Origin of the sequence: Streptomyces noursei (genome assembly GCF_016917755.1) — a bacterium.
GTDB classification, from domain to species: Bacteria; Actinomycetota; Actinomycetes; order Streptomycetales; family Streptomycetaceae; genus Streptomyces; species Streptomyces yunnanensis.
The window spans coordinates 9,028,386-9,054,055 of sequence record NZ_CP070326.1; the positions used below are offsets into that span (position 1 = coordinate 9,028,386).

Genomic DNA, 25,670 nt, shown 5'->3' on the forward strand with positions numbered 1-25,670 from the left:
TCGAACCGCCCCGCCCCCACCACCCAAGGAGGAACCCCATGCCCGTGCCCATAGCGACGTCCGCCGCACGCTCCACCCGGCGCCACGCCGTCCTCGCCGTCGCCGCCCTCACGGCCGCGCTCGCCCTCACCACCGGCTGCGGCAGCGGGCACGCCGCCGCCGGTACCGACCCCGTGCAGCCCGCCGGCCAGGGCACCCCCGACTACGGCACCGGCTACGGCAGCACGAAGGGCGGCGGCTACGGCGCCCCGGACACCACGCAGGCGGGCACCCGACAACCCGGCGACGTGGGAGTCTTCGCGCACCCCCGCCTCGGCAAGATCCTCGTCGACCGCATGGGCCGTACCCTCTACCGCTTCAACAAGGACAGCGCCTGGCCGATGAAGTTCGGCTGCACCGGCCCCTGCCTGGACACCTGGAAACCCGCCGAGCCCGCCGACCGCGCCCGGCTCAACGGTGTCGCCGCACGGCTCGTCTCCACTGTCACCCGCCCCGATGGCACCCGCCAGCTGGCCGTCGACTGCTGGCCGGTCTACTGGTTCACCGGGGACGAACAGCCCGGCGACGTCAACGGCCAGGGCAGGATGGGTCTGTGGTTCGCGGTCTCGCGGGACGGCAAGAAGGTCACGAAGACCGCGAGCGGTACGGAGAGCCCGGTCGCCACCCCGTCACCGGCGAGCTGACCGGACCGCCCGGTGCCGGCACCCCCTCCCGCGGCAAGCCTCTGCGACCATGCCTCGGACGGGCGGCTCCCCCTACGACTGCGCTGAAGGCGACTGGCCTGCCGGTGCGGCGGCCTGTGGGTTCTGTGCCCGCCAGCGCGCGTACACGGGGCTTTCGGCGCACGTGGACAGATAGCCGTCGGTGACCCGGCTCCGCCTCGTACGGGGCGGAGGGCACGCGCTCCCTCCGCGAGCAGGCTGATTCCCAGTATTCGCGGGTCCGGTCGCCGTCGGGCCAGGGAACCGCCCAGTCCTCCTCCAGGCTGGACGACGCCCCGTACCGGGCCGGCGAGACGTTCACCGACTCCGCGGCCGGCGTTGCCGTCGAGGTGCTGAGCGCCGACGGGTACGGAGAGACGGAGAGACCGTACGGGTCACGAAGACGTAGTGGGACAAGGGTGGTGGTGCCCGGCTCCACTGTCCGTGGAGCCGGGCACCACCACGTTCGGGCCCTTCAGGCCGCTTCCGGGAAGTGGCATGCCACCTGCCGTGCGGCGCCCGGCTCCACCGCGCGCAGCACGGGAGTGTCCGTGCGGCAGATCCCCTGGGCCTTGGGGCAGCGCGGACGGAGGGCACAGCCCGGCGGGCGGACGGCCGGGCTGCCAGGGTCTCCCCTGCGCGCGGGAGGCCGAGAGCTCTGGGAGGGCTCCCCGAGCAGGGAGACCCGTTCGCGCGCTCGCTCGACGGCCGGGTCGGGCACCGGGACGGCGGACAGCAGCGCACGCGTGTAGGGGTGCGCCGGGGCCGCGTACACCTGCTCCTTCGGACCGGTCTCGACGATCCGGCCGAGGTACATCACGGCGACCCGGTCGCACACCCGCTTGACGACCGACAGATCGTGGGCGATGAAGAGGTAGGCCAGGCCGAGTTCGTGCTGCAACCGCTCCATCAGGTTGACGACCTGGGCCTGGACGGAGACGTCGAGGGCGGAGACGGGTTCGTCGGCGACGACCAGGCGGGGGCCGGTGGCCAGGGCGCGGGCGATGCCGATGCGCTGCGCCTGACCGCCGGAGAACTCGTGCGGATAGCGGTCGAGGTGTTCGGGGGTGAGCCCCACCAGCTCCATCAGCTCGGCGGCGCGCGTACGTGCCTGGGCCGCCGGAGTGCCCTGCACCAGCAGCGGGTCGGCGATGATCCGGGCCACCGTCTGGCGCGGGTTGAGGGAGGAGTGGGGGTCCTGGAAGACCATCTGCAGGTCCTTGCGGAGCGGCTTCAGCGCACGCTGTGACAGGTGGCTGATGTCCCGGCCGTCGTACGTGACCGATCCGGCGGTGGGCTCCAGGAGGCGGACGATCAGGCGGCCGGTGGTGGACTTGCCGCACCCGGATTCTCCGACCAGTCCCAGTGTCTCGCCCGCGGCCACATCGAAGGTGACGCCGTCGACGGCCCGGACCGGGGCGGCGGCCCGCCGTCGCCCGGGGAAGGTCATGCGCAAGTCCCGTACGGAGAGCAGAGGTTCAGCGGACGTCATGAGATCACGCCTTCGTACGTGGGGAAGTGGCAGGCGGCCGGATGTCCGGCCGGGCCGTCGAGGAGGGGGCGCTCGCTCTCGCAGCGAGCCCACTTCTCGGCTGCCGCGCCGGCGAGTTGGGAGCAGCGGGGCGCGAACGCGCAGCCGGGGGCAGGGGTGAGCAGGGAGGGCGGGCTGCCGGTGATGGCCCGCAGGGGTTCGTCGCCGTCGTCGTCGAGGCGGGGCAGGGAGTCGAGCAGAGCGCGGGTGTAGGGGTGGGCCGGTGCGGCGAAGAGGGTGTCCACGTCGGCCCGTTCGACGGCCCTGCCCCCGTACATCACCAGGACCTCGTGGGCGACACGGGCGACCACACCGAGGTCGTGCGTGATCATGATGACGGCCAGTTGCCGCTCCTCCTGGATCCGGGCGATGAGCTCCAGGATCTGTGCCTGGACGGTGACGTCCAGGGCGGTGGTCGGTTCGTCCGCGATGAGCAGGTCGGGTTCGCAGGCCAGCGCCATGGCGATCATCACGCGCTGGCGCATGCCGCCGGAGAACTGATGCGGGTGGTCGCGCGCCCGGCGCCGCGGCTCGGGAATGCCGACCTCGGCGAGGGCTTCCACGGCACGCGCACGGGCGGCTCGCCGGCCGCTGCCGTAGTGCACGCGGTGGTGCTCGGCTATCTGCTCGCCCACGGTGTAGTACGGGTGGAGGCTGGACAGCGGGTCCTGGAAGATCATCGCCATCTTCCGGCCGCGCAGCCGGTTCAGCTCGCGCTCCGCCAGACCGGTCAGTTCCCGGCCGTCCAGCATGACGGAGCCGCTGACCGAGGCGCCGGTGTGCAGTCCCATCACGGCCAGGGAGGTGACGGACTTGCCGGAGCCGGACTCGCCGACGATGCCGAGGGTCTCTCCCCGCCGTACCGCGAAGCCGAGGCCGTCCACGGCCCGTACCGGACCGCGCGGGGTGGCGAAGGTGACCGTCAGGTCCTGTACGCGCAGGAGGGTGTCGGGGGCGTTCATCAGTACCTCACTCGGGGGTCCACGACGGCATACAGCAGGTCGACGACCAGGTTGGCGATGACGATGAAGGTGGCCGCCAGCAACGTCACTCCGAGGATCACCGGCTGGTCGCCGCTGGAGAGCGCACCGTAGAAGAGCCGTCCGATACCGGGGAGCCCGAAGAGGGACTCGGTGATCACCGCGCCGGCGAGGAGCCCGCCCAGGTCCATGCCGAAGAGGGTCAGGATGGGGGTCATGCCGGCTCGTAGGCCGTGTTTGACCACGACGGTCCGGTACGGCAGGCCCTTGGCGCGAGCGGTGCGGATGTAGGGTTCCGCCATCGTCTCGATCATCGAACTGCGGCTCTGCCGCGCGTACATCGCCGCGTACAGGATGGCCAGGGCCAGCCAGGGCAGTAGCAGGTTCGACGCCCAGTGCAGCGGGTCGTCGCCGAAGGGCACATAACTCGGGTAGGGCAGCAGGCCGGCGATCCGGATCACCCCGTAGATCAGCATCATCGAGGTGAAGTAGACCGGCAGCGAGGCGGCGGCCACGGAACCGACCATGAGAGCGCGATCGGTGAGGGTGTCCTTGCGCAGGGCCGCGACGACCCCCGCGGACAGCCCGAGGACGAGCCAGATCACGGCGGCGCCGAAGGCCAGTGAGGCGGAGACCGGCAGACGGTCCATCATGAGGTCCCAGACGTCCTGGTTGTTCTCGTAGGAGTAGCCCAGGCACGGGACGTGGCAGTGCAGCGTGTACTGGCCGCTGCCCATGGTGCGGCCGGTGAAGATGCCGGTGACGAAGTCGGTGAACTGCCGCCACAGCGGCTGGTCGAGACCCATGTGCGCACGGATCGCCGCCAGTCGTTCGGTGCTGCACGACTTGCCACAGGCCGCTGCCGCCGGGTCGGACGGCAGGACGTAGAAGATGACGAAGGTGATGGCGGCGACGGCGATCAGGACGCCGATCACACTGAGCAGCCGGCGCCCGGCGTAGTAGATCATGTGCGGCTTCCCCTCGGGTCCAGGACGTCCCGCAGCGCGTCGCCGAGCAGCGTGAACGCGAGCACGGTGAGGAAGAGGCAGGTGCTGGGGATGACGAAGTACGTGGGATCGGTGTCGTAGAAGGCGACACTCTCGGCGATCATCTGGCCCCAGGAGGGAGTGGGCGGGCGGACTCCGACGCCCAGATAGCTCAGAGCCGCCTCGGTGGCGATCATCCCCGGGATGATCAGGGTGGTGTAGGCGATGACCGGTCCGGCGACGCCCGGGAGGACATCGCGGGTGAGGATCCGCCAGGGGCCGGAGCCGCCGACGCGGGCGGCGTCGACGTACTCGCGGTGCTTGAGCGAGAGCGTCTGGCCGCGTACCACACGGGCGATGCCGGGCCAGCCGAAGAGCCCGATCACGGCGGTCATCAGCACGATCCGGTTGACGTCCCGGGCCACCGACATCATCGCGATCATGAAGATGAGGGACGGGAAGGACATGGTGAGGTCCATCAGCCGGGAGAGCACCGCGTCGGTGCGGCCGCCGAAGTAGCCGGCCGCGATACCGGCCGCCGTGCCGGCGACGACGACGATCGCGGTGGCGGCGAAGGCGATGAGCAGGGAAACCTGGGCGCCGTGCACGACCCGGGCGAACAGGTCGCGGCCGGTGACGGGTTCGACCCCGAGCCAGTGGTCGGCGGAGATTCCGCCGAGCGGGCCGATGGGCTGCCCGCCCAGGTAGGGGTCGACCGCGGTCTTGTCGAACTCCTCGGGCGACCAGCCGCCCAGCGTGCTCAGCAGCGGGGCGGCCACCGCCATGATCGCGAAGAGTGCGATCACGACGAGGGAGATCTTCACGGAGGCGCGTCGGCCCAGCTGCTGCCGGGCGCGCTGCCAGGGGCCGCTGCCCGCCGGGGCGACGGTGGAGGTGAGGGCCATGCCGGGGTCTCCTTCAGCCTTCGCTCTTGGCGGGGTCCTTGAGGCCGACCGAGGCGTAGTCGAGCTGGCCCCCGAAGGAGGTCTGCCCGTATGCGCCCGCGACGTTGGTCCCCACCACCAGCGGCCAGCGCCGTACCAGGACGGGTACCGCGGGGGCCTTGGCGAGGATCTCGCCGTCCAGCCTCCGCCAGGCCGCGGTCGCCTTCCCGGCGTCGGTCATGGCGGCGATCTCGTCCATCCGCCTCATGGTCGGAGCGTCACGGAAGAGGGAGTGGTTGCCCGAGTTGCCCTTGTCCTTGATGTAGCGGCCGTCGAAGACGAAGGGCAGGAAGGTGGAGCCGGACGGGTAGTCGGGGCACCAGCCGGTGTAGACCATGTCGCTGCGGTGGGTGGTGTCGCCGATGGTGGCGTAGAACGCGGACGGGTCGACCGTCTCTATGGTGACCTTGATGCCGGCCTTGGCGAGCGCCTGTTGGATCGCCTCGGCCCGCCCCTTGTCACCGTTGGAGACCGTCATCGTGGTGGTGAAACCGTTCGGCTTGCCGGCCTCTTTCAGCAACTGCCTGGCCTTGTCCGCGTCCCCGGTGGTGGGGATCCTCAGGATGTCGGGCTGTTTGCCGCCGAAGAGCGCGGCGGGCATGTACGCGGTGGACGCGTCGTTGAATGCGGGACCGCCGGAGGCGGTGACCACGGCCTCCTTGTCGAGGGCGTACTGCACGGCCTGACGGACCTTCACCTCGTTGAAAGGGGCCCGCCCGGTGTGCATCTGCACCATGTCGGTGCAGTTCATCGACTCGGCCAGCAGCCGCTTGCGCACATCGGCTCTGGGCAGGACCTTGCCCGCGCTCTCCGGTCGGAGCGCGAACCACGGCACGGTGGAGGCGTCCGCGCCCTGGCTGGCGACCATCCGGTCGTCGATCTGGTTGGCTCTGAGCCCCATGACCATGACCAGCTTGTCCGGGTACGCCTTGCGTATCGCGTCCGTCCTGGGGTCCCAGTGGGGGTTGCGGACCAGGACCAGCTTCTTGTTGCGCTGGTACGTCTCGATCTTGTACGGGCCCGAGGAGAACGGCCGGTTGTCGTACTGGGGCCCGGTGTCCTTTGCCTTCGGCACCGGGGCGAAAGTGGGCATCACCGTCGCGTTGGGGAACTCGGCGAAGGGCCTGCGCAGTTCGAAGACGATGGTCCTGTCGTCCGGCGTCCTGATGGAGTCCAGGTGCTTGCCGTCGGCCGGGCCCTGATACCCCTCGGCGTCCTTGAGATAACGGGCCGCGTAGTCGGCGCCGCCGGGCAGGTCCGGGGAGAAGGACCGCTCCACGTTGTACTTGATGTCCTGGGCGGTGACCGGCGTCCCGTCCTCGTACCTGACCCCGGCTTTGAGGTGGAAGGTCCACGTCCTGGCACCTTCTGAGGGCGTGCCGAGGTCGGTCGCGAGGTCGGGGACCAGCTCACCGCCGGCGGCTCCGGGGGCCGCCTGGTACGACACCAGGGTGCGGTAGAGCAGCCTGGTCCCGAAATCCATCCCACTGACCACCCAGTTGCGGGCCGGGTCGAGGTGGGTGAAGTCCTGGTCGGACAGGATGGTGAGGGTCCCGCCCTTCTGCGGTGTCCCGCCGACTACCCGGCCGTTGTTGGCCGTTGCGAGGTCTTTTCCGTGGGCGTCAGCCGCCTGCCGTCCGCCGGAGCAGCCGGTCGCGGCGAGGAGGAGGGTCGCCGTCAGTGCGGTGGACAGGGCGGTGGAAGTGCGCTTGTTCATGGGTGGTCACTCCGGAAGCGATCGGACAGCCAGAGCTGGCTGGAGTGTGACCGGTAACATAGTAATGTGAAATTGCACTGACAAGGTGTCGGCGACTTCTTCGGCCCGGACATGCCCGAGGGGCTGCCGCCGCGGGCGACCGCAGAGCCGCCAGGACCAGCCCGCCGTCCGGCATCCGCATGGCGCGCCACGACCCGCCAACCCGACGGAGCGCGAACTCGCCGCCGTTCGGGGGCAATTGACCGCGGACCCTTGGCACCGGGAAGTGCAATGTGAAATATTACTGACGTGCTGACAAGGAACTCCGCAGACGTCATCGTCGTCGGGGCGGGCGTGGTCGGTGCGGCCTGCGCCTACTACGCCGCCCGGTCCGGCCTCCGCGTCGCCGTACTGGACCGTGGCTCCGTGGCGGGCGGTACGACGGGGGCCGGCGAGGGCAACCTCCTGGTGTCCGACAAGGAGCCGGGCCCCGAACTCGAACTGTCCAAGGTATCCGCCGAGCTGTGGCGGAAGCTGTCCGAAGAACTCCCGCCGGACATCGAGTACGAACCCAAAGGCGGACTGGTCGTCGCTTCCGACGAGGCAGGGATGGCCGCGCTGCGCGACTTCGCGTCCGGGCAGCGCCGGGCGGGTGTCACGGCCCAGGAAGTCCCGGCCGACCGCCTGCGAGAGCTGGAACCCCATCTCGCCGCCGGACTGGCGGGTGGCTTCCACTACCCCCAGGACGCGCAGGTCATGCCGGCGCTCGCCGCCGCACATCTGCTGCGCGCGGGTGGCGACCGGGTCCGGCTGCGCCTGGGCGAGGAGGTCACGGGCCTGCTCACCGGGGCGAGCGGCGAGATCCGGGGAGTGCGGACGGCGGTCGGGGAACTCCACGCCCCGTACGTGGTGAACGCCGCCGGGACCTGGGGCGGAGAGATCGCCCGCCTGGCGCACGTCGCGCTTCCCGTCCGGCCCCGCCGGGGCTTCGTCCTGGTCACCGAGCCGCTACCACGCGTCGTGCGCCGCAAGGTGTACGCGGCCGACTACGTCGCCGACGTGGCCAGTGGCTCCGCGGCGCTGCAGACCTCGGCGGTGGTGGAGGGCACCCCGGCGGGGCCGGTCCTGATCGGCGCCAGCCGGGAACGGGTCGGCTACGACCGCACGCTCTCGCCCGAGGCACTGCGACGCCTGGCGGCCCAGGCCACCGCCCTGTTCCCGGTCCTGGCCGGGATCCGGGCGATGCGCACGTACATCGGCTTCCGTCCGTACCTGCCGGACCACCTGCCCGCCATCGGCCCCGATCCGCGCGTCCCCGGCCTGCTGCACGCCTGCGGCCACGAGGGCGCGGGGATCGGGCTGGCCCCCGCCACCGGACTGGCCATCGCCCGGTCGCTGACCGGTGGCGAACCGCCACTCGACATCGCCCCCTTCAGGCCGGAGCGCTTCTCTCCAGCCGCCTGAAGACCGCCTGTCCCACAGTCATGAGAGGAGGAGCCGTGGCCCGTACCCCTGCCGAACTGGTCGGCGCTCAGCCCGGTCCGCCCTTCCGGATCACCTTCGACGGACGCCCCGTCACCGCCCTGCCCGGCCAGTCCGTCGCCGCCGCACTGTGGGGAGCCGGGATCCTGGCCTGGCGCACCACACGAGTCGGCGGACGCCCGCGGGGCGCGTTCTGCGGCATCGGCCAGTGCTACGACTGCCTCGCCACCATCAACGGAGAGCCCAACCGGCGGGCCTGCCTGGTTCCGGCCCGGCCGGGGGACGCCATCACCACTCAGGAAGGACACGGCCGTGCCGCTCTCGGCGTCTGAACCGTACGACCTCGCGGTGATCGGTGCCGGCTCCGCCGGTCTCGCCGGAGCGGTCGCAGGCAGTGAACTCGGGCTGTCCGTAGCCCTGTTGGACACCTCCGCGCAGACGGGCGGACAGTTCTACCGCGCCCCGGCTCCCACCCTTGGAGCCGTCCGGCCCGAGGCCCTGCACCACGACTGGTCCGCCTACACCGACCTGCGCCGACGGCTGGCCCGAAGCGACGTCCGGCACCTTCCCGGCCATCACGTGTGGAGCGTGACGAAAGGCGACGAGGAGGGTGTGGGTGGTGGGGCCGGTGACGGGCTGTGGGCGGTACACGCCGTCACCGGCGCCGACGGCAGCGGTGAGCGCCCCGTGCGCGTACGGGCCCGTGCGGTACTGCTGGCGACCGGCGCCTACGAACGGCAACTCCCCTTCCCCGGTTGGATGTTGCCCGGTGTCGTGGGGGCCGGCGGAGCCCAGGCCATGCTCAAGTCGGGCCTGGTGCTGCCAGGGCGGCACGTCGTCGTGGCGGGCAGCGGCCCACTGCTGCTCGCGGTGGCCTCCTCGCTGGCCGCCGCCGGCGCGAGAGTGCCGGCCGTCGTCGAGGCGTCCGGCTATCTGCGCTACGCCCGGTATCCCCGGGCGCTGGCCACCAACCCGCACAAGGCCGCCGAGGCGCTGATCCACGGCGCGGCACTGCTGCGGCACCGGGTGCGGGTGCGGGTGCGCAGCGCGGTCACCGAGGTGCACGGCACGGATCGGGTGGAGGCCGTCACCGTCACGCGTCTCGATCGCGACTGGCGCCCCGTACGGGGGACGGGGCGCCGGATCGCCTGCGACGCGCTGGCCGTCGGACATGGCCTCGTCCCCCAGATCGAGCTGGCCACGGCGCTCGGCTGCGCCACCCGCCCGCTGTCCGACGGCACCCGGGCCCTGGCCCTGGACGGCCTCCAGGAGACTTCGGTGCGCGGCCTGTGGGCGGCGGGTGAGACCGGAGGGGTGGGCGGGGCCCAACTGGCCCGGCTGGAAGGGGAACTGGCGGCGGTGACGGTAGCCGCACGCGTCCTCGGACGTCCCGCCCATGGCGGTCGGGTCCGGGAGCTCAGGCGCCGCCGGGACCGGATGCGCGCGTTCGCCGACGCGATGGCCGCCGTCCACGCACCTGGCCGCGGGTGGCCGCGCTGGCTCACCGACGACACCGACGTGTGCCGCTGCGAGGAGGTCACCGCCGGGCGGATCCGGGAGGCGATCGAGGACCTCGGGGCGCGGGACGCACGCAGCGTCAAGCTGCTCACCCGAGCCGGTATGGGATGGTGCCAGGGCCGGATGTGCGGTTCGGCGGTGGCCTGCCTCGCGACCCGTGGCCACACCGCCGAACCTCCCGCCGAACGCCGCCCGTTCGCCACTCCCGTCCCGCTCTCGGCGCTCGCCGCGCTCGATGGCCCCGCCGCACCGCTCGCCACCGAACCAGGGGGCCCTGCCGACGAACCCGGGGGCCGCACCACGACCGCATCGGGGCCCGACGCCTCCCCCGGCGACGGCTGACCCCGGGCCAAGCCTTTCCCGAGGCACCCACACACCACAGCCAAGTAAAATGTCACATTTCATAGAGAGGTGATGTGTCGCCATGACCGTCTCCACCACCTGGAACACCGACCGTCCGTGGCGCGGAATCATGGTCGCCACCGCCCTTCCCTTGCGGGACGACCTCTCCGTCGACCACGACGCCTACGCCGAGCACGTGCGCTGGCTGATCGACAACGGCTGCGACGGAGTCGTGCCCAACGGCTCGCTCGGCGAGTACCAGACCCTCACCGACGAGGAACGAGCCCGCGTCGTCCGTACCGCCGTCGAGGCAGCGGGCGACGGGGCGAGGGTCATGCCCGGCGTCTCCGCCTACGGCAGCGGCGAAGCCCGGCGCTGGGCGGAGCAGGCAGCCGAAGAGGGCTGCGGCTCGGTGCTGCTGCTGCCCCCGAACGCCTACCGGGCCGGCGAGCCGGGCGTGCGCGCCCACTACGCCGAGGTCGCCCGCGCCGGGGTGCCGATCGTCGCCTACAACAACCCCATCGACACCAAGGTCGACCTCGCCCCCGGCACACTGGCCCACCTGCACCAGGACGGCAGCATCATCGCCGTGAAGGAGTTCACCGGCGACGTCCGCAGGGCCTACGAGATCGCCGAACTCGCCCCGGAGCTCGATCTGCTGATCGGCGCCGACGACGTACTGCTCGAACTCGCCCTCGCCGGCGCCGTCGGATGGATCGCCGGATACCCCAACGCCTTCCCCGCCAGTTGCGCCACGCTGTACCACGCCGCCGTCGCAGGCGACCTGGCCACGGCCCGCCCGCTCTACAAGTCCCTGCACCCGTTGCTGCGCTGGGACTCCAAGACCGAGTTCGTGCAGTCCATCAAGCTGTCCATGGACATCGTCGGGCGGCGCGGCGGACCCACCCGCCCGCCGCGTGCGCCGCTCACCGGGCAGACCGAGGCGGCGGTGCGGGCCGCCACCCGGAAGGCCGTCGCCGACGGCCACCGCTGACCACGTCACCCACTCATCGACGACCAGAGCACCCCGCCCACCGAAAGGAAGCCCGTGCGCACCCGCCATGTCTTCCACGCCGTCGATTCCCACACCGAGGGCATGCCCACCCGCGTGATCACCGGTGGCGTCGGTGTCATCCCCGGCACCACCATGGCCGAGCGGCGGACGTACTTCATCGAGCACATGGACCACCTCCGGACGCTCCTGATGTACGAACCACGCGGTCACGCCGCCATGAGCGGCGCCATCCTCCAGCCGCCCACCCGCCCCGACGCCGACTACGGGGTCCTCTACATCGAGGTCTCCGGACTCCTGCCGATGTGCGGACACGGCACGATCGGGGTCGCCACCGTCCTGGTCGAGACGGGCATGGTGCCGGTGACCGAACCGGTCACCACCGTCCGGCTCGACACCCCGGCGGGACTGGTGAGCGTCGACGTACGGGTGACGGACGGCGCCGCCACCTCCGTCACGCTCACCAACGTCCCCGCCTTCTGCGTCGCCCTGGACCGCACGGTCGAGGTCCCCGGCCGCGGCACGGTCACCTACGACCTCGCGTTCGGCGGGAACTTCTACGCCTTCGTCGAACTCGACGCGCTGGGGCTGCCGTTCGACCGCGCCCGCAAGGACGACCTGCTGGCCGCCGGCCTCGCCCTCATGGACGCCGTCAACGCCTCGCCGGAGCGGCCCGTGCACCCCGAGCGGCCGGAGATCGCCGGAGTCAAGCACGTCTACCTCGCCGCTCCCGGCTCCGACGCCCACCACTCGCGGCACGCCATGGCCATCCACCCCGGCTGGTTCGACCGCTCCCCGTGCGGAACGGGCACCTCGGCCCGGATGGCCCAGCTGCACGCCCGCGGCCAACTCCCCCTGGACCGCGACTTCGTCAACGAATCCTTCATCGGCACCCGCTTCACCGGCCGTCTGATCGAGGAAACCACGGTCGGCGCACTGCCCGCCGTCGTACCGACCGTCACCGGACGCGCCTGGATCACCGGCACCGCTCAGTACTTCCTCGACCCGGACGACCCCTTCCCCGGAGGTTTCCTGCTGTGACCGACGCCGCCTCCCTCATCACCTCGCACAATCCTGCCGACCCCTCCGACGTCCTGCTCCAGATCCCGGCGCCCGGCGCCTTGGGGGCGGCCGACGCCGTGGGGCGGGCCCGTGCGGCCCAGCCCGACTGGCTGCTCGGCGGGGCGGCCGCCCGCTCGGCCGCGCTCGGCGCGGTCGCCGCGGCCATCGACACCGCCGCGGCCGAGCTGACCGCACTCGCCGTCCGCGAGGTGGGCAAACCGCTCGCCGAGGCCCGGGCCGAAGTCGCCCGCACGGCCGCGATCTGGCGCTACTACGCGCAGGCCCCGTACGAACCCGTCGGCGCCGTCCACGAGACCGCAGCGGGCCCCGGCCTGCTTCTCACCCGCCGCCGCCCGCACGGCGTGGCCGCACTGATCACGCCCTGGAACTTCCCGCTCGCCATTCCCAGTTGGAAGGCCGCCCCGGCGCTCGCAGCCGGCAACGCGGTCGTCCTCAAGCCCGCGCCCGAGGCCACCGCCTGTGCACAGCGTCTGGCCGAGATCATTCAACAGGCCCTGCCCGACGAGGTGTTCACCCTCCTGCCCGGCGGAGCCACCGAAGGCCGGGCGCTCGTCTCCACTGCCGATGCCGTCTCCTTCACCGGCTCGACCGCCGTGGGCCGGGACGTCGCCCGCGCCGCCACGGAACGGGGTGTCCCGGTCCAGGCCGAGATGGGCGGCCTCAACGCGGCGATCGTCCTCCCCGACGCCGACATCGAACAGGCCGCGGCCCATCTCGCCGCCGCCATCGCCGGGTACGCGGGCCAGAAGTGCACCGCCACCAGCCGCGTCATCGCGGTCGGTGCGGCCCTCGCCCCCCTGCGCGAGGCGCTCGCGGCGGCGCTGCGAGCCGTGCCCGTCGGCGATCCGGCCGACGCGGCGACCGTGAGCGGGCCGCTCATCAGCGAGGCCGCCCGCGACCAGGTCGGGGACGCCCGGCGTGGCCTGAGCCCGGTGGTGGGCGGGACGGTGCCCGACGGGTCCGGCTGGTACGCGGCCCCGACCCTGGTGGAAAAGGTACCCCCGGGGCACCGCCTGCTGCGCGAGGAGATCTTCGGTCCGCTCGCCGTCCTGCTGCCCGCCGGCGACCTCGCCCACGCCGTACACCTCACCAACTCCGTGCCGTACGGCCTGGTCACGTCGGTCCACACCGCCGATCTGGACGCGGCGCTGTGCGGCCTCGACCGGCTCGACACCGGAATGATCCGGATCAACGCACCGTCCACCGGCGTCGACTTCCACCTGCCGTTCGGCGGCACCAAGGCATCGAGCCACGGGCCGCGTGAACAAGGGCGGGCGGCGCTGGAGTTCTACACCTCCACCCGGACCTACACCCTGTCACCGTCGAAGGCAACGTGACATTGTACGGTGGTCCACACCAGACCGAAGGGACCACGAGCGCCATGGGGCACCTGAAGCACCGCGACCTCAACGTCGGCCGGGAGCGGCTGCGCGACCAGGTGAGCAACGCCCTGCGGGCCGCCCTGATCTCCGGTGAACTGCGGCCGGGCGCGGTGTACTCGGCGCCGGCGCTCGCCGAGGACTTCGGGATCTCCGCCACCCCCGTGCGCGAGGCGATGCTCGACCTGGCCCGCGAGGGCCTGGTCGAGCCCGTCCGCAACAGGGGCTTCAGGGTCACCGAGGTCAACGAGCGCGACCTCGACCAGTACACCGAGATCCGCGCGCTCATCGAGATCCCCACGGTCGGCCAGGTCGCCCGCACTGCCGCCCGCGAGGAGCTGGAGGCACTGCGCCCGGTGGCCGAAGAGATCGTGCGGGCCGCCCGCGATCACGACCTCATCGGCTATCTGGAGGCAGACCGGCAGTTCCACCTCTCGCTCCTCGCGCTCTCCGGCAACGACCGTCTCGTCGAGACCGTCGGCGACCTGCGCAAGCGCTCCCGCCTGTACGGCCTCACCGCCCTCGACGAGCGCGGTGAACTGATCCCCTCGGCCGAGGAACACCTGGAGCTCCTCGACCTGATGCTCGCGGGCGACGCGAAGAAGGCCGAGCGGTGCATGGCCAGGCACCTGGGCCACGTCCGCTCCCTGTGGGCCGGCGGCGGCAGCTCCTCCCCGGCTGAAACCCCGGGGGCGACCCAGCGCTCCGGGACGCGTTCCTCCTGAGGCGATGAGCCACTGAGGCGGCGAAGGGCCCTCCATAACGCCGCGCTATGCCCGGACAAGGGGCTCCCCGGAAGCAGCCGGCTGAGGGATGCTGACCTGTGCCCAACGATGCAATGTCACACCTCACGATGCCTCCGTCCCCCGGCCCCTCCCTCGTCGTGCCGCACTGTGAAAGGGCACCATGAACCCCGCTTACGCCACCACCGATCACCTCTTCACCGTCCCGCTGGACCACTCGCTTCCGGACGGCCCGACCCTCCAGGTGTTCGCACGTGAGGTCGTCGACCCGGCCCGCGCCAAGGACCGACTGCCCTGGCTCCTCTACTTGCAGGGCGGCCCCGGCGGCAAGGCACCCCGCCCTTCGGCGGGATCGCCGGGATGGCTGCCCCAGGCGCTCAAGACCCACCGGGTGCTCCTCCTCGACCAGCGCGGTACCGGCCGCTCCACTGCGGTCACGGCCAAAACGGCCTCCCGGTTCGCCTCTCCGTCCCAACTGGCCGCCCACCTCGCCCACTTCCGCGCCGACGCGATCGTGGCCGACGCGGAGCTGATCCGCGGACAACTGTGCGGCGACGAGCCCTGGGAGACGCTCGGCCAGAGCTACGGCGGCTTCCTCACCCTCACCTACCTCTCCCAGGCCCCCCACGGCCTGCGGTCCTGCTACGTCACCGGCGGCCTGCCCGGACTCACCGCGACCGCGGACGACGTCTACCACCGCACCTACCCCCGCGTACGGGACCGGGTCATGGACTTCTACGTCCGCTACCCTGACGACGCCGCCGGCCTCCGCAGGATCGCCGACCTTCTCACGTCCGAGGACATCCGGCTGCCCGGCGGCGACCGCCTCACCACCCGCCGACTCCGCACCCTCGGCCTCGTCCTCGGGATGGGCGACGGCTTCGAACGCCTCCACTGGCTGCTCGACGAATCCCTGGCCCCGGACGGCGAGTTGACCGACACTTTCCTCCACCAGGTCGAGTCCCTGACCGGCTTCACCGACAACCCGCTGTATGCCGTCATGCAGGAGACGCTGTACGGGCAGGGAGCCGGCCCGACCGCCTGGGCCGCCGCCCGGTCACTGACCGACTTCCCCGAGTTCGCCGAGGACGCCGACCCCCTCCTCCTCACCGGAGAAATGATCTATCCCTGGATGTTCCGTGAGATCAAGGGCCTGCGCCCCTTCGCGGACGCCGCGGAGCTCCTCGCGCAGCGCACCGACTGGCCCCCGCTCTACGACCCCCAACGCCTCGCCGTCAACCAGGTCCCCCTGGCCGCGGTCGTCTACCACGACGACATGTACGTCGACGCGGGGCTCTCGCTGCGCACGGCACATGACGTCGGCGCCACCCGCGCCTGGGTCACCAACGAATGGGAGCACGACGGCGTCACCACCTCCAACGGCCGTGTCCTCGCCCGCCTGATGGACCTGGCCGCCGGACGCGCGTAGTCCTCCCGTCCCGCACTCCCCCCTCCCTCCTCCCTCCCACGACAGGAGTGCCATGTCCCTCCTCTCCACACGACTGCGCGCCGTCACCGCGACTCTCGCCCTCACGTCCTGCCTGGCCACCCCCACATCGGCGAACGGAGCCACGCCACCGCCGACCCGACGTCCTTCGTCCCCCGCCACCGACTGCGCACTGCCCGGCAGGACCGGATGGACCGACGAAGGTCACGACACGGACCACGCCCGGTTCCAGCGCGCCACCGGAACCAGGCGCGTCCTGACGCTGTTCGTGGACTTCCCCGACGCCAAGGCCACCGACTCCACACGGCAGTACGCGGCTCAACTCGCCCCCGCCGCCGGCTGGATGCGTACCGCCAGCTACGGGCGCACGCGCCTGGCCCTCACCGCACTGCACCGCTGGGTCCGCATGCCGGCGACTTCGGACTCGTACGGATTCCGGCGCGGCCTCACCTTCGAGGCCCACGAGAAGTACGTACGCGACGCGATCACCGCCGCCGACCCGTACGCGGACTTCTCCCGCTACGACATGGTCTACGTCGTCCCCACCAAGGCGGCCTCCGCGATCTCCTTCTCCCCGACCTACCTCTACGACCCCACCACGCCCGGGGTGACCGCCGACGGCACCCGCATCAAGTGGGCCGTGACCTTCGGCCAGGACATGTGGCACTGGGGCCCCAAGGTCGCCGACCACGAGACCGGCCACACCTTCGGCCTGCCCGACCTGTACTCCTTCACCGGCACCACCCACCAGTACGTCGGCGGCTGGGACGTCATGGGCAACATCGCCGGGCCCGCACCGCAGTACCTGGGCTGGCACTCCTGGAAGCTCGGCTGGACCCGTGACGCCCAGGTTGCCTGTCTGGCCGCACCCGGCCGACGCACCGTGCGCCTGACCCCGGTGGAACGACGCGACGGCACCAAGATCGCCGTACTGCGCACCGGTGCGACGACGGCGTACGTCGCGGAGTCCCGCAGGGCCCAGGGCCACGACGCGGACGCGTGCTCGCGCGGCGTCCTCATCTACAAGGTCGACTCCGCGACCCGGACCGGCGAGGGTCCGGTCCAGGTCATGAACGGCCACCCGTCCGCGAAGCCGCGAGCCGGCTGCACCACCCTCGACCTGGCCGCGTACACGCCCGGCCAACACTTCACGGACCCGGCCAACGGCGTCCGAATCGACGTTCTCGCGGGCGACGCATCAGGGGACACGGTGAAACTCAGCAGGCCGTAGGTCTCTCGGAAGCAATGTGACCAGCACACGCGGCAGCCGGAAGCGCACCGCATGTGCAATATTCCCAAACCGCCAGTCACCTGCCCTACTTGAGCGCTCCGCTCCAGACCACAAGCAGACCAGGGACAGGCTGCGCCCGGCCACACCGGACAAACCAAGACCGTCTCGCCCACGACCAACGGTTACGGAACAACCCTCAGCCGAGGAAGCTCAGCCGCACCCGGCGGTGTGGGTTGTCGATGTTGGTGTCGACCAGGCACACCGACTGCCAGGTGCCGAGGGCGAGTTCGCCGGCGAGGACCGGGAGGGTGGCGTGTGGGGGGACGAGGGCGGGGAGGACGTGGTCGCGGCCGTGGCCGGGGGTGCCGTGGCGGTGGCGCCAGCGGTCGTCGGCGGGTAGGAGGTCATGGAGGGCGGCGAGCAGATCGTCGTCGCTGCCGGCGCCGGTCTCCAGGAGCGCGACGCCCGTCGTGGCGTGCGGCGTGAAGACGTTCAGCAGTCCGTCGCGGCCCTGTGCCGTGTCCCGTAGGAAGTCGACGCACTCGTGGGTCAGGTCGTGGACCGTCTCCGTGGACCCGGTGCGTACGTCAATCTCTCGTGTCGTGAAGGTTGCAGCCATGCGGTGATGTTCTCAAAGAAGACAAAGAAGGCGAAGAAGGTGAGGGAGGTGAAGGAGGTGAAGGAGGAGGTGGAGGAGGCGGAGGGGACCGGGATACGCGTGGGGAGGGGGTGAGGGGGTGGGCGCAATGGTCGGTCAATGTTGCGGCAACAAAGGTCCGGGGGACGAGACGGGGGTTTGACCGGTCCTGGGGGCGGCGCTACGTTCGTCGGCATGTCTACGTCAGCCCTGCTCACCACGCGCGGTCACATCGACCTGCTGCGGGTGGCCTCCGCCGCGTGTTGTCGCCGCGGCCGCGGTTGTTGACGTTCTTTCCGTTCGTGATCCGCGGATCTGCTCGCTGAATCTGCTGGGTTTTCTGCCGTGTGGGCCGGGCGTCTCGGTGCCGGTCGTGGTGCGGCGCGCGGTGCCGCGGCGCTGACCGTGGTGTGCCGCGGCGCGACCTGGTGCGGTGTGTGCGTTCGGGTTCTTCTGTGTCTGGGGTTGTTGATGAGCGGTGAGCAGGCTGCCGCGGCCGGGCGGGTTCCGGCCGGGGTGCCGGTGGGGCCGGGCGGGGCCGTCGCGCTGTCCCGGGTGGTGCCGGTGTCGGGACGGCGGTGGACGGTGCCGCGGTGGGTGCGGCGGGCCGTGGGGCCGGTCGGACTGGTCGTGGTGTGGCAGGTGTTGAGCGGCGGCGGGGTGTTGCCGGCGGACCTGCTGGCGTCTCCGGTGGACATCGCCCGTACGGCCGGCGGCCTGGTCGCGGACGGGACGCTGCCGTCCGCGATGGGGGTGTCGCTGCAGCGGGTCGCGGTGGGGTTGGTGTCGGGCGCGGCCGTCGGGATCGCGCTGGCGCTGGTGTCGGGGCTCTCGCGGCTGGGTGAGGACCTGGTCGACGCGACCGTGCAGATGTTGCGGTCGATTCCCTGGGTGGGGGTCATCCCGCTCTTCATCATCTGGTTGGGGATCGGCGAGGCGCCGAAGATCGCGCTGATCGCGGTCGGGGTGGCGTTCCATCTGTATCTCAACGTGTACGCCGGGATCCGGGGCGTGGACGCGCAGTTGGTGGAGGCCGGGACGTCGCTCGGGCTGGGCCGGTGGGGGCTGATCCGGCACGTGGTGCTGCCCGGGGCGCTGCCCGGCGCCATGACGGGGCTGCGGTACGCGCTGGCGACGGCCTGGCTGGCGCTGGTCTTCGGGGAGCAGGTCAATGCCGACGACGGGCTGGGCTTCCTGATGAACCAGGCCCGGGAGTTCTTCCGCACCGACGTGATCGTGGTGTGTCTGGTGGTCTACGCGATGCTCGGGCTCCTCGCCGATTTCCTCGTCCGTACCCTCGAAAGGCTGTTGTTGCAGTGGCGACCGACGTTCACAGGGCAGTGACCCCCGGCACCTCGACCCGGCCGCCCGAGTCGTCTCGGCCGTCGGAGCCGGTCGCGGCGGCTACGGCCGCCGGGGCGGCGGACGCGCAGGAGGGCGGCGGGGTCGCGGTGCGGGTCGACGGGCTGGTGCGGGAATTCGACCGGCGACGGGTCCTCGACGGGGTCCGACTCGACATCCGGGCGGGCGAGTTCGTGGCGCTGCTCGGGCGCAGCGGGTGCGGGAAGTCGACGTTGCTGAGGGTGCTGTCGGGGCTCGATCGGGAGATCGAGGGCGAGGTGCTGGTGCCGCGGCGCAGGGCGGTGGCGTTCCAGGCACCACGGCTGATGCCGTGGAAACGGGTGTGGCGGAATGTCGTGTTGGGACTGCCGGGGCGCCCCGAACGGGTCGTGGCGGAGCGGGCGTTGACGGAGGTCGGGCTCGATCACCGGGCGGATGCCTGGCCCAAGACGCTCTCCGGGGGCGAGGCGCAGCGGGCGTCGCTGGCGCGGGCGCTGGTGCGCGATCCGGATCTGCTGCTGCTCGACGAGCCGTTCGGCGCGCTGGACGCGCTGACCCGGATCACCGCGCAGCGGCTGGTGGCCGAGGTGTGGCGGGAGCGGGGGTGCGCGGTGCTGCTGGTCACCCATGACGTCGAGGAGGCGCTGCTGCTGGCCGATCGCGTGTTGGTGATGGCGGACGGCCGGATCGCGCACGAGACGGCGGTGGAGCTGCCCCGGCCGCGGGACGTCGGGGACCCGCGATGGACGGCGCTGCGGGCCCAACTGCTCGGCCGCCTGGGCGTGGCCGAAGCGGACGGCGGCGCGGACAGCCACGTGGACGGCGACGTGGACGGCGGCGCGGGCGTGCGGCGGACACCCGACGGACGGGGTGCCGACAGATGACGTCCGGCGGCCGGCAGCTGACGCCTGACGTGCCACCCGGTCCCGGCGCCGTCCCGGCCAGCTCCACATCCCGACCGGCGCCACCATCCCGACCAGTGCCGCCCCCTCCCGGTGGGGAACGGCAGAACGGAAGTGACGGACCCCTTATGAGACGTGCATCGATCACCGGCCGGGCGGCGGGCCGCCGCCGGCCGTCCCTCGCCCTGGCCGCGCTGCCCCTCGTCCTGGTGCTGGCGTCCTGCGGCGGTGCCTCGCGGGCGGACGGGACCGGGGGCGGGCTCGGCGGGCGCACCGACGGCAAGGGGTCGCCGACGCTGAACGTCGGGGACCAGAAAGGGGGTTCGGAGGCGATGCTGCGGGCGGCCGGCGAGCTGGACCACCTGCCGTACACGATCAAGTGGTCGACGTTCACCTCGGGGCCGCCGCTGCTGGAGGCGGTCAACGCCGGGGCGGTGGACGTCGGGGCGGTCGGCAACACCCCGCCGGTGTTCGCGGGCGCCGCGCGCTCGAAGATCAAGGTAATCGCGGGGTCCCACAGCCGGTCGGACGGTGAGGCGATCCTGGTGAAGAAGGACTCGCCGCTCAGGTCCCCTGCGGAGCTCAAGGGCAAGTCGATCGCGGTGGCGCAGGGCAGTTCGGCGCACTACCAGCTGATCGCGTCCTTGCAGGCCGCGGGGCTGTCGCCGAAGGACGTCACGCTCAACTACCTCCAGCCGGCGGACGCACTGGCCGCGTTCACCCGCGGGAAGGTCGATGCCTGGGCGGTGTGGGACCCGTACACCTCGCAGGCGCTCGACCAGGCCGGCGCCCGGATCCTGACGACGGGTCAGGGACTGGTGAACGGGCTGAGTTTCCAGGTCGCCGCGCCCTCCGCGCTGGACGACGGGGCGAAGTCGGCGGCGCTGGAGGACTACACGGCGCGGCTGCGGCGGGCCCAGGACTGGGTGTTCCGGCATCCGGCGGCCTGGGCGAAGACCTGGGCGAAGGCGACCGGGCTGCCGGAGGGGGTGGCGCGGGACGCGGTCCGGCGCACCCGGGGGACGGCGGTGCCGGTCGCCGTGGACCGGGCCGCCATCGGCTCCGAGCAGCGCATCGTGGACGCCTTCGCCGCGCTGAAGCTGATCCCGCGGTCCTTCGACTTCGGGGAGTTGGTCGATCCCCGCTTCAACGGCGGTCTGCCGCCTTCGGGCACGGCGCCGCGTACCTACGGAAAGGCCCAGTGACATGTCCGTACATCTGCATTGGTTCCTGCCGACCGGCGGTGACGGTCGGACCCTCGTGGACCGGCACGCCTACACCGACGGGGGCATCCGGCGGGACCGGATCACCCCGGTGAGCGGGGTGCGCGCACCGGACGTCGGGTATCTGACGCAGATCGCAGGAGCCGCCGAGCAGTTGGGGTTCGAGGCGGTGCTCACCCCGACCGGTACGTGGTGCGAGGACGCCTGGCTGACGACGATGGCGCTGACGCAGGTCACCGAGCGGCTGAAGTTCCTGGTGGCGTTCCGGCCGGGGGTGATCTCGCCGGTGCTGGCCGCGCAGATGGCGGCCACCTTCCAGCGGGTCTCGCGGGGGCGGCTGCTGCTGAACGTGGTGACGGGCGGGGACTCGACCGAGCAGAAGCGGTTCGGCGACCATCTGGACCATGATCAGCGGTATGCGCGCACCGACGAGTTCCTGCGGATCGTGCGGGGGGTGTGGGGCGGCCGGCCGTTCGACTTCCAGGGGGAGCACTACCAGGTCGAGGGCGGACTGACCGCGCTTCCGCCGGATCCGCTGCCGGAGATCTTCTTCGGTGGGTCCTCGGCGGCGGCCGGCCCGGTGGCGGCACGGAACGTCGATGTCTATCTGACCTGGGGCGAGCCGCCGGAGCAGGTGCGGCAGAAGATCGACTGGATCCGGGGGCTGGCGGAGCGGGAGGGGCGGACGGTGCGGTTCGGGATCCGGCTGCACACCCTCTCGCGGGACTCCTCGAAGGAGGCGTGGGCGACCGCGAACCGGCTGCTGGACGACCTCGACCCGGACACCGTGGCCGCCGCCCAGCAGGCCCTGGGCAGGAGCGAGTCGGTGGGCCAGCAGCGGATGTTGGCGCTGCACGGCGGTTCGCGCGACGCGTTGGAGATCTCGCCCAACCTGTGGGCGGGGGTCGGTCTGGTGCGCGGCGGCGCGGGCACCGCGCTGGTCGGCAGCCATGCCGAGGTGGCCGACCGGATCGAGGAGTACCACGCGCTGGGCATCGAGCACTTCGTGCTGTCGGGGTATCCGCACCTGGAGGAGGCGTACTGGTTCGGCGAGGGGGTTCGGCCGGAGCTCGCCGCGCGGGGGCTGCTGCCCGCCGGCCCGTCGCCGCTGGCCGGCGTCCCGGCGGCGAACGGGCGGCCGGCCTCGGCTCCGGGTGGCGCACCGCTGCTGGTGGCCGGCGGGCGCTGAGCCGGACGCGGCACGCGCGGTGGGGCTGGGCGGGAAGATCCCGGCCCCACCGCGAGTTAGTAGAAACATGAACTACACCGGGGTGCGTGAGGTCGAGGTCGTGGTGATCGGTGCCGGGCAGGCGGGCCTGGCCGCCGCCTTCCATCTGGGGCGCACCGGCTACCGGCCGGACGCGGACTTCGTCATCCTCGACCACTCCCCGCACCCCGGCGGCGCCTGGCAGTTCCGCTGGCCCACCCTGACCTACGACAAGGTGCACGGGATGCACGCACTGCCCGGCATGGCGCTGACCGACGCCGATCCGGCGCGGCCGTCGGCCGAGGTGATCGGCGGGTACTTCGCGGCCTACGAGCAGCGGTTCGGGCTGCGGGTGCACCGGCCGGTGAGCGTCACCGCGGTGCGGGACGCCGACGACGGCCGACTGCTGGTGGAGACCTCGCAGGGGCGGTACGCGGCGCGGGCGGTGATCAACGCGACCGGGACGTGGGACCGGCCGTTCTGGCCCCGGTTCCCGGGCCAGGAGGGCTTCCGCGGGCGGCAGCTGCACAGTGCGCAGTACCGCGGCCCCGAGGAGTTCCGCGGCGCCCGGGTGGTGGTCGTCGGGGGCGGCACCTCGGCCGTCCAGCAGCTGATCGAGATCGCGCCGGTGGCCGCGGCGACGACCTGGGTGACCCGCCGGCCGCCGGTGTTCCGCGCCGGGCCGTTCGGCGCGGACGAGGGGCGGGCCGCGGTCGCGCTGGTGGCGGAACGGGTCCGGCAGGGGCTGCCGCCGCGCAGCGTGGTGAGCGTGACCGGGCTGCCGATGACCGAGGCGGTCCGGCGGGCCCGGGAGAGCGGCGTCCTGGACCGGCTTCCGCTCTTCGCCCGGGTGACCCCGAACGGGGTGGCCTGGGACGACGGGCGGACCGTCGAGGCCGATGTGCTGCTGTACGCGACCGGCTTCCGGGCCGCCATCGACCATCTCGCGCCGCTGCGGCTGCGCGAGGCGGGCGGCGGCATCCGGATGGCCGGGACCCGGGCGGTGCGCGACCCCCGGGTGCACCTCGTCGGCTACGGGCCGTCCGCCAGCACCATCGGCGCCAATCGGGCGGGCCGGTCCGCGGTCCACGAGATCCGGCGGCTGCTGGCCGGGACGGCGGACGGCCCGCCGGCGCCGGACGGACCGCGCCGGCCCGGGGCCGGGATCCGGGGCGCGGCCGTACCCGGTCCCCGCCCGGCCGACGACCTCGTGGGGCGGGCGCCCGGTTACGCGGCCGGGGCGGCGGCCGTCCCGTCCACCGGGACGCGGCTGAGTTCCCGGGCCCGCAGCCGGGCGTAGCCGGGCCGGATCACCTCGTTGATCAGGGCGGTCCGCTCGTCGAAGGGCAGGAAGGCGGCCTTGGCGGCGTTGACCGTGAACTCCTCCAGTTCGGCGGTGCCGTAGCCGAAGGTGTCCCGCAGGTGCTGGAACTCCTGCGTCATGGTGGTGCCGCTGACCAGTCGGTTGTCGGTGTTGAGGCAGACCCGGAAGCCGAGCCGGCGGAGCAGGTCGATGGGGTGCTCGGGGTAGCTGGCGGCGGCGCCGGTCTGAAGGTTGGAGGTCGGGCAGACCTCCAGGGCGATCCGCATGTCGCGGACGTAGGAGGCGAGCCGGCCGAGGGTGACCTGGCCGTCCGCGCCGATCGTGATGTCGTCGGTGAGGCGGACGCCGTGGCCGATGCGGTGGGCGCCGCAGCGCAGCACCGCCTCGTGGATGGAGTCCATGCCGACCGCCTCGCCGGCGTGGATGGTGACCCGGGCGCCCTCGGCGCGCAGGTAGTCGAAGGCTTCGGCGTGCCGGCTGGCCGGGTTGCCGATCTCGCCGCCGGCGATGTCGAAGCCGACCACACCGCGGTCGCGGTGGGCGACGGCGAGCCGGGCGATCTCCGGGGAGCGATCGGCGTGCCGCATGGCGCACAGCAGCGTGCCGATGCGGATCCGGTGACCGGCCGCGGCGGCGCGGCGCTCGCCGTCCCGGAAGCCCTCGTTGACCGCGTCGACGACCTCGTCGAGGGTGAGGCCGCCGGCCAGGTGCTGCTCGGGGGCGTAGCGGACCTCGGCGTAGACCACGCCATCGGCGGCCAGGTCCTCGGCGCACTCGGCGGCGATCCGGGACAGCGCCGCGCGGGTCTGCATCACGGCGCAGGTGTGCGCGAAGGTCTCCAGGTAGCGCTCCAGGGAGCCGGAGTCTGCGGCGTCGCGGAACCACACGGCCAGTGCGGCGGGGTCAGTGGTGGGCAGGTTCCGGTACCCGATGGCCGCGGCCAGCTCGATGATCGTCTCCGGACGCAGACCGCCGTCGAGGTGGTCGTGGAGGAGCACCTTGGGGGCGCGGCGGATGCGCTCCCGGTCGAGGGCGTGGGCGGACTGCGGCGGAAGCTTGTCAGACAAGGTCATGGGGCGGGAGTATGACACGTCCCGCCGCCACCGGGCGACCGGGTCCCGGCGGGCGGTCGGGCCCGGCGGCATCCGGGCCGGTCAGCGCGCCTGCCACACCGGGAGCGCGGGGGCGCCCGGCGGCAGCATGTGCTTGGCCGCCAGCAGCGGCGTGCGCTCCAGCCGTACGACCTGGGTGACCAGCACACCGGGGGTGTCGGCGGGGCGGCCCAGCTGCGCGCCGCGCTGCCGGCCGAGGGTGGTGGCCACGATGGTGCTGCTGCCGGTCAGCGGCAGCCCGCGCCCGGCGTCCAGCAGCAGGCCGAGCATCGACGACGCCCCGCCGCCGGGCCCCTCGAACGCCGCGACGGCGTCCGGCAGCAGCTCAGCCAACGTCTCGTCCGAGGCCCACTCCTGGGTCAGGCAGGCCGGGAGTCCGCCGACCTCGATCACGCTCTCCCAGAAGCGCACCTCGCCGTGGGCCGGCAGGACCAGGTGCTGGGTGGAGAAGTCGGTGGGCTCCTCGCGGGTGCGGGCCAACGGCACGGTCACGACCTGCCGGCCCGCCCCGAGCAGCGACTCCACCGGCTTGAGGAACTCGAAGCCGCGCGGCGGCAGATGGTGGCTGACCGTGCGGCCCACCCCGCGCCGCACGGTGATCACACCGTCCTCCTGGAGCAGGATCAGCGCCTCGCGCAGCGCCGGACGGCTCACGCCCAGTTCGGCGGCGAGCCGGGGCTCGGTGGGCAGGGTCGCGCCCGGCGGATAGGTGCCGGCGCGAATGGCCTCGACCATCCGCTCGTACAGCGCGACGACCGGCCGCCGCTGGGGCCGGCCCGCACCGTTCCCCCGCTCCCGTTGTCTGCCAACCATCTGCGCCTCCCCGCGTCCGTGGTCCGACCGCCCGCG

Annotated in this window: 24 protein-coding genes; 16 read left to right on the plus strand and 8 right to left on the minus strand. The window is 72.4% G+C overall.

Annotation, left to right across the window (positions count from 1 at the left end):
• Positions 1-38 precede the first annotated feature (38 nt).
• The gene (locus JNO44_RS44175) at positions 39-683 is read left to right on the plus strand and encodes a hypothetical protein (protein WP_240167868.1); all 645 of its coding nucleotides are present in this window, start codon (positions 39-41) and stop codon (positions 681-683) included.
• Positions 684-1,176: 493 nt separating this feature from the next.
• On the opposite strand, the gene JNO44_RS39325 is transcribed toward JNO44_RS44175, so the two are convergent.
• Genes JNO44_RS39325 through JNO44_RS39345 form a run of 5 tightly spaced genes read right to left on the minus strand, consistent with a single transcriptional unit; the run spans position 1,177 to position 6,859 of the window.
• A complete protein-coding gene (locus tag JNO44_RS39325; RefSeq protein WP_205368766.1) occupies positions 1,177-2,193 on the minus strand; it encodes an ABC transporter ATP-binding protein in 1,017 nt (338 codons plus the stop codon).
• Entirely contained in the window at positions 2,190-3,194 is a 1,005-nt protein-coding gene (locus JNO44_RS39330) for an ABC transporter ATP-binding protein (protein WP_205368767.1), read from the minus strand. Before JNO44_RS39330 ends, JNO44_RS39325 begins: the two co-directional genes overlap by 4 nt.
• On the minus strand, positions 3,194-4,180 hold the full coding sequence (locus JNO44_RS39335) for an ABC transporter permease (RefSeq protein WP_205368768.1): 987 nt from the start codon (positions 4,178-4,180) through the stop codon (positions 3,194-3,196). Before JNO44_RS39335 ends, JNO44_RS39330 begins: the two co-directional genes overlap by 1 nt.
• A complete protein-coding gene (locus JNO44_RS39340; RefSeq protein WP_205368769.1) occupies positions 4,177-5,103 on the minus strand; it encodes an ABC transporter permease in 927 nt (308 codons plus the stop codon). The genes JNO44_RS39335 and JNO44_RS39340 overlap by 4 nt, the downstream gene beginning before the upstream one ends.
• A gap of 13 nt (positions 5,104-5,116) precedes the next feature.
• Positions 5,117-6,859: an ABC transporter substrate-binding protein gene (locus JNO44_RS39345; RefSeq protein WP_205368770.1), complete on the minus strand. Its 1,743-nt coding sequence runs from the start codon at positions 6,857-6,859 to the stop codon at positions 5,117-5,119.
• 288 nt (positions 6,860-7,147) lie between these two features.
• On the opposite strand from JNO44_RS39345, the gene JNO44_RS39350 reads away from it, so the two are divergent.
• The 9 genes from JNO44_RS39350 (at position 7,148) to JNO44_RS39390 (ending at position 17,075) form a co-directional block, all read left to right on the plus strand.
• Positions 7,148-8,302 carry an NAD(P)/FAD-dependent oxidoreductase gene (locus JNO44_RS39350; RefSeq protein ID WP_205368771.1) on the plus strand — a complete coding sequence of 385 codons (1,155 nt, stop codon included), beginning with the start codon at positions 7,148-7,150 and terminating at the stop codon, positions 8,300-8,302.
• Between the two features lie 35 nt (positions 8,303-8,337).
• Positions 8,338-8,652 carry a (2Fe-2S)-binding protein gene (locus JNO44_RS39355; protein WP_039630524.1) on the plus strand — a complete coding sequence of 105 codons (315 nt, stop codon included), beginning with the start codon at positions 8,338-8,340 and terminating at the stop codon, positions 8,650-8,652.
• Entirely contained in the window at positions 8,633-10,180 is a 1,548-nt protein-coding gene (locus tag JNO44_RS39360) for an FAD/NAD(P)-dependent oxidoreductase (RefSeq protein ID WP_205368772.1), read from the plus strand. Before JNO44_RS39355 ends, JNO44_RS39360 begins: the two co-directional genes overlap by 20 nt.
• An 82-nt stretch (positions 10,181-10,262) precedes the next feature.
• Complete coding sequence (locus JNO44_RS39365) at positions 10,263-11,174, plus strand: dihydrodipicolinate synthase family protein (RefSeq protein WP_205368773.1); 912 nt, start codon at positions 10,263-10,265, stop codon at positions 11,172-11,174.
• Positions 11,175-11,228: 54 nt separating this feature from the next.
• Positions 11,229-12,233 carry a proline racemase family protein gene (locus JNO44_RS39370; protein ID WP_205368774.1) on the plus strand — a complete coding sequence of 335 codons (1,005 nt, stop codon included), beginning with the start codon at positions 11,229-11,231 and terminating at the stop codon, positions 12,231-12,233.
• Entirely contained in the window at positions 12,230-13,612 is a 1,383-nt protein-coding gene (locus tag JNO44_RS39375; protein ID WP_205368775.1) for an aldehyde dehydrogenase family protein, read from the plus strand. The genes JNO44_RS39370 and JNO44_RS39375 overlap by 4 nt, the downstream gene beginning before the upstream one ends.
• Before the next feature lie 44 nt (positions 13,613-13,656).
• Positions 13,657-14,379: a GntR family transcriptional regulator gene (locus tag JNO44_RS39380; RefSeq protein ID WP_205368776.1), complete on the plus strand. Its 723-nt coding sequence runs from the start codon at positions 13,657-13,659 to the stop codon at positions 14,377-14,379.
• Positions 14,380-14,560: 181 nt separating this feature from the next.
• Positions 14,561-15,826, plus strand: a complete 1,266-nt coding sequence (locus JNO44_RS39385) for an alpha/beta fold hydrolase (RefSeq protein ID WP_205368777.1) — start codon at positions 14,561-14,563, stop codon at positions 15,824-15,826.
• A 52-nt stretch (positions 15,827-15,878) separates the two neighbouring features.
• A complete protein-coding gene (locus tag JNO44_RS39390) occupies positions 15,879-17,075 on the plus strand; it encodes a M6 family metalloprotease domain-containing protein (RefSeq protein ID WP_205368778.1) in 1,197 nt (398 codons plus the stop codon).
• A 196-nt stretch (positions 17,076-17,271) separates the two neighbouring features.
• On the opposite strand, the gene JNO44_RS39395 is transcribed toward JNO44_RS39390, so the two are convergent.
• Positions 17,272-17,694: a YjbQ family protein gene (locus tag JNO44_RS39395; protein ID WP_205368779.1), complete on the minus strand. Its 423-nt coding sequence runs from the start codon at positions 17,692-17,694 to the stop codon at positions 17,272-17,274.
• A 213-nt stretch (positions 17,695-17,907) separates the two neighbouring features.
• Between JNO44_RS39395 and JNO44_RS45395 the strand changes: the two genes are divergently transcribed.
• The 6 genes from JNO44_RS45395 to JNO44_RS39420 all read left to right on the plus strand — a co-directional run bounded on the left by JNO44_RS45395 (position 17,908) and on the right by JNO44_RS39420 (position 23,685).
• Positions 17,908-18,000 carry a putative leader peptide gene (locus tag JNO44_RS45395; protein ID WP_340629387.1) on the plus strand — a complete coding sequence of 31 codons (93 nt, stop codon included), beginning with the start codon at positions 17,908-17,910 and terminating at the stop codon, positions 17,998-18,000.
• Positions 18,001-18,183: 183 nt separating this feature from the next.
• Positions 18,184-19,056, plus strand: a complete 873-nt coding sequence (locus JNO44_RS39400) for an ABC transporter permease (RefSeq protein WP_240167869.1) — start codon at positions 18,184-18,186, stop codon at positions 19,054-19,056.
• A gap of 107 nt (positions 19,057-19,163) precedes the next feature.
• The gene (locus tag JNO44_RS39405) at positions 19,164-19,937 is read left to right on the plus strand and encodes an ABC transporter ATP-binding protein (protein WP_240168037.1); all 774 of its coding nucleotides are present in this window, start codon (positions 19,164-19,166) and stop codon (positions 19,935-19,937) included.
• Positions 19,938-20,083: 146 nt separating this feature from the next.
• Positions 20,084-21,160: an ABC transporter substrate-binding protein gene (locus JNO44_RS39410; protein ID WP_205368780.1), complete on the plus strand. Its 1,077-nt coding sequence runs from the start codon at positions 20,084-20,086 to the stop codon at positions 21,158-21,160.
• A gap of 1 nt (position 21,161) precedes the next feature.
• Positions 21,162-22,367, plus strand: a complete 1,206-nt coding sequence (locus tag JNO44_RS39415) for an LLM class flavin-dependent oxidoreductase (protein ID WP_205368781.1) — start codon at positions 21,162-21,164, stop codon at positions 22,365-22,367.
• A gap of 67 nt (positions 22,368-22,434) precedes the next feature.
• Positions 22,435-23,685 carry an NAD(P)-binding domain-containing protein gene (locus JNO44_RS39420; protein WP_205368782.1) on the plus strand — a complete coding sequence of 417 codons (1,251 nt, stop codon included), beginning with the start codon at positions 22,435-22,437 and terminating at the stop codon, positions 23,683-23,685.
• Here the strand turns inward: JNO44_RS39420 and JNO44_RS39425 are convergent.
• Together JNO44_RS39425 and JNO44_RS39430 are read right to left on the minus strand one after the other, a co-directional pair.
• Positions 23,613-24,782 carry an adenosine deaminase gene (locus JNO44_RS39425; protein WP_205368783.1) on the minus strand — a complete coding sequence of 390 codons (1,170 nt, stop codon included), beginning with the start codon at positions 24,780-24,782 and terminating at the stop codon, positions 23,613-23,615. The genes JNO44_RS39420 and JNO44_RS39425 overlap by 73 nt on opposite strands.
• 81 nt (positions 24,783-24,863) lie before the next feature.
• Positions 24,864-25,634 carry a GntR family transcriptional regulator gene (locus tag JNO44_RS39430; RefSeq protein ID WP_240167870.1) on the minus strand — a complete coding sequence of 257 codons (771 nt, stop codon included), beginning with the start codon at positions 25,632-25,634 and terminating at the stop codon, positions 24,864-24,866.
• Positions 25,635-25,670: the final 36 nt, after the last annotated feature.

Excerpts from the sequence above, each read along its gene's own strand:
- JNO44_RS44175 (WP_240167868.1), top strand. The coding sequence starts at position 39 with ATGCCCGTGCCCATAGCGACGTCCGCCGCACGCTCCACCCGGCGCCAC.
- JNO44_RS39325 (WP_205368766.1), bottom strand. The coding sequence starts at position 2,193 with ATGACGTCCGCTGAACCTCTGCTCTCCGTACGGGACTTGCGCATGACC.
- JNO44_RS39330 (WP_205368767.1), bottom strand. The coding sequence starts at position 3,194 with ATGAACGCCCCCGACACCCTCCTGCGCGTACAGGACCTGACGGTCACC.
- JNO44_RS39335 (WP_205368768.1), bottom strand. The coding sequence starts at position 4,180 with ATGATCTACTACGCCGGGCGCCGGCTGCTCAGTGTGATCGGCGTCCTG.
- JNO44_RS39340 (WP_205368769.1), bottom strand. The coding sequence starts at position 5,103 with ATGGCCCTCACCTCCACCGTCGCCCCGGCGGGCAGCGGCCCCTGGCAG.
- JNO44_RS39345 (WP_205368770.1), bottom strand. The coding sequence starts at position 6,859 with ATGAACAAGCGCACTTCCACCGCCCTGTCCACCGCACTGACGGCGACC.
- JNO44_RS39365 (WP_205368773.1), top strand. The coding sequence starts at position 10,263 with ATGACCGTCTCCACCACCTGGAACACCGACCGTCCGTGGCGCGGAATC.
- JNO44_RS39380 (WP_205368776.1), top strand. The coding sequence starts at position 13,657 with ATGGGGCACCTGAAGCACCGCGACCTCAACGTCGGCCGGGAGCGGCTG.
- JNO44_RS39385 (WP_205368777.1), top strand. The coding sequence starts at position 14,561 with ATGAACCCCGCTTACGCCACCACCGATCACCTCTTCACCGTCCCGCTG.
- JNO44_RS39390 (WP_205368778.1), top strand. The coding sequence starts at position 15,879 with ATGTCCCTCCTCTCCACACGACTGCGCGCCGTCACCGCGACTCTCGCC.
- JNO44_RS39395 (WP_205368779.1), bottom strand. The coding sequence starts at position 17,694 with ATGGCTGCAACCTTCACGACACGAGAGATTGACGTACGCACCGGGTCC.
- JNO44_RS45395 (WP_340629387.1), top strand. The coding sequence starts at position 17,908 with ATGTCTACGTCAGCCCTGCTCACCACGCGCGGTCACATCGACCTGCTG.
- JNO44_RS39400 (WP_240167869.1), top strand. The coding sequence starts at position 18,184 with ATGAGCGGTGAGCAGGCTGCCGCGGCCGGGCGGGTTCCGGCCGGGGTG.
- JNO44_RS39410 (WP_205368780.1), top strand. The coding sequence starts at position 20,084 with ATGAGACGTGCATCGATCACCGGCCGGGCGGCGGGCCGCCGCCGGCCG.
- JNO44_RS39415 (WP_205368781.1), top strand. The coding sequence starts at position 21,162 with ATGTCCGTACATCTGCATTGGTTCCTGCCGACCGGCGGTGACGGTCGG.
- JNO44_RS39420 (WP_205368782.1), top strand. The coding sequence starts at position 22,435 with ATGAACTACACCGGGGTGCGTGAGGTCGAGGTCGTGGTGATCGGTGCC.
- JNO44_RS39425 (WP_205368783.1), bottom strand. The coding sequence starts at position 24,782 with ATGACCTTGTCTGACAAGCTTCCGCCGCAGTCCGCCCACGCCCTCGAC.
- JNO44_RS39430 (WP_240167870.1), bottom strand. The coding sequence starts at position 25,634 with ATGGTTGGCAGACAACGGGAGCGGGGGAACGGTGCGGGCCGGCCCCAG.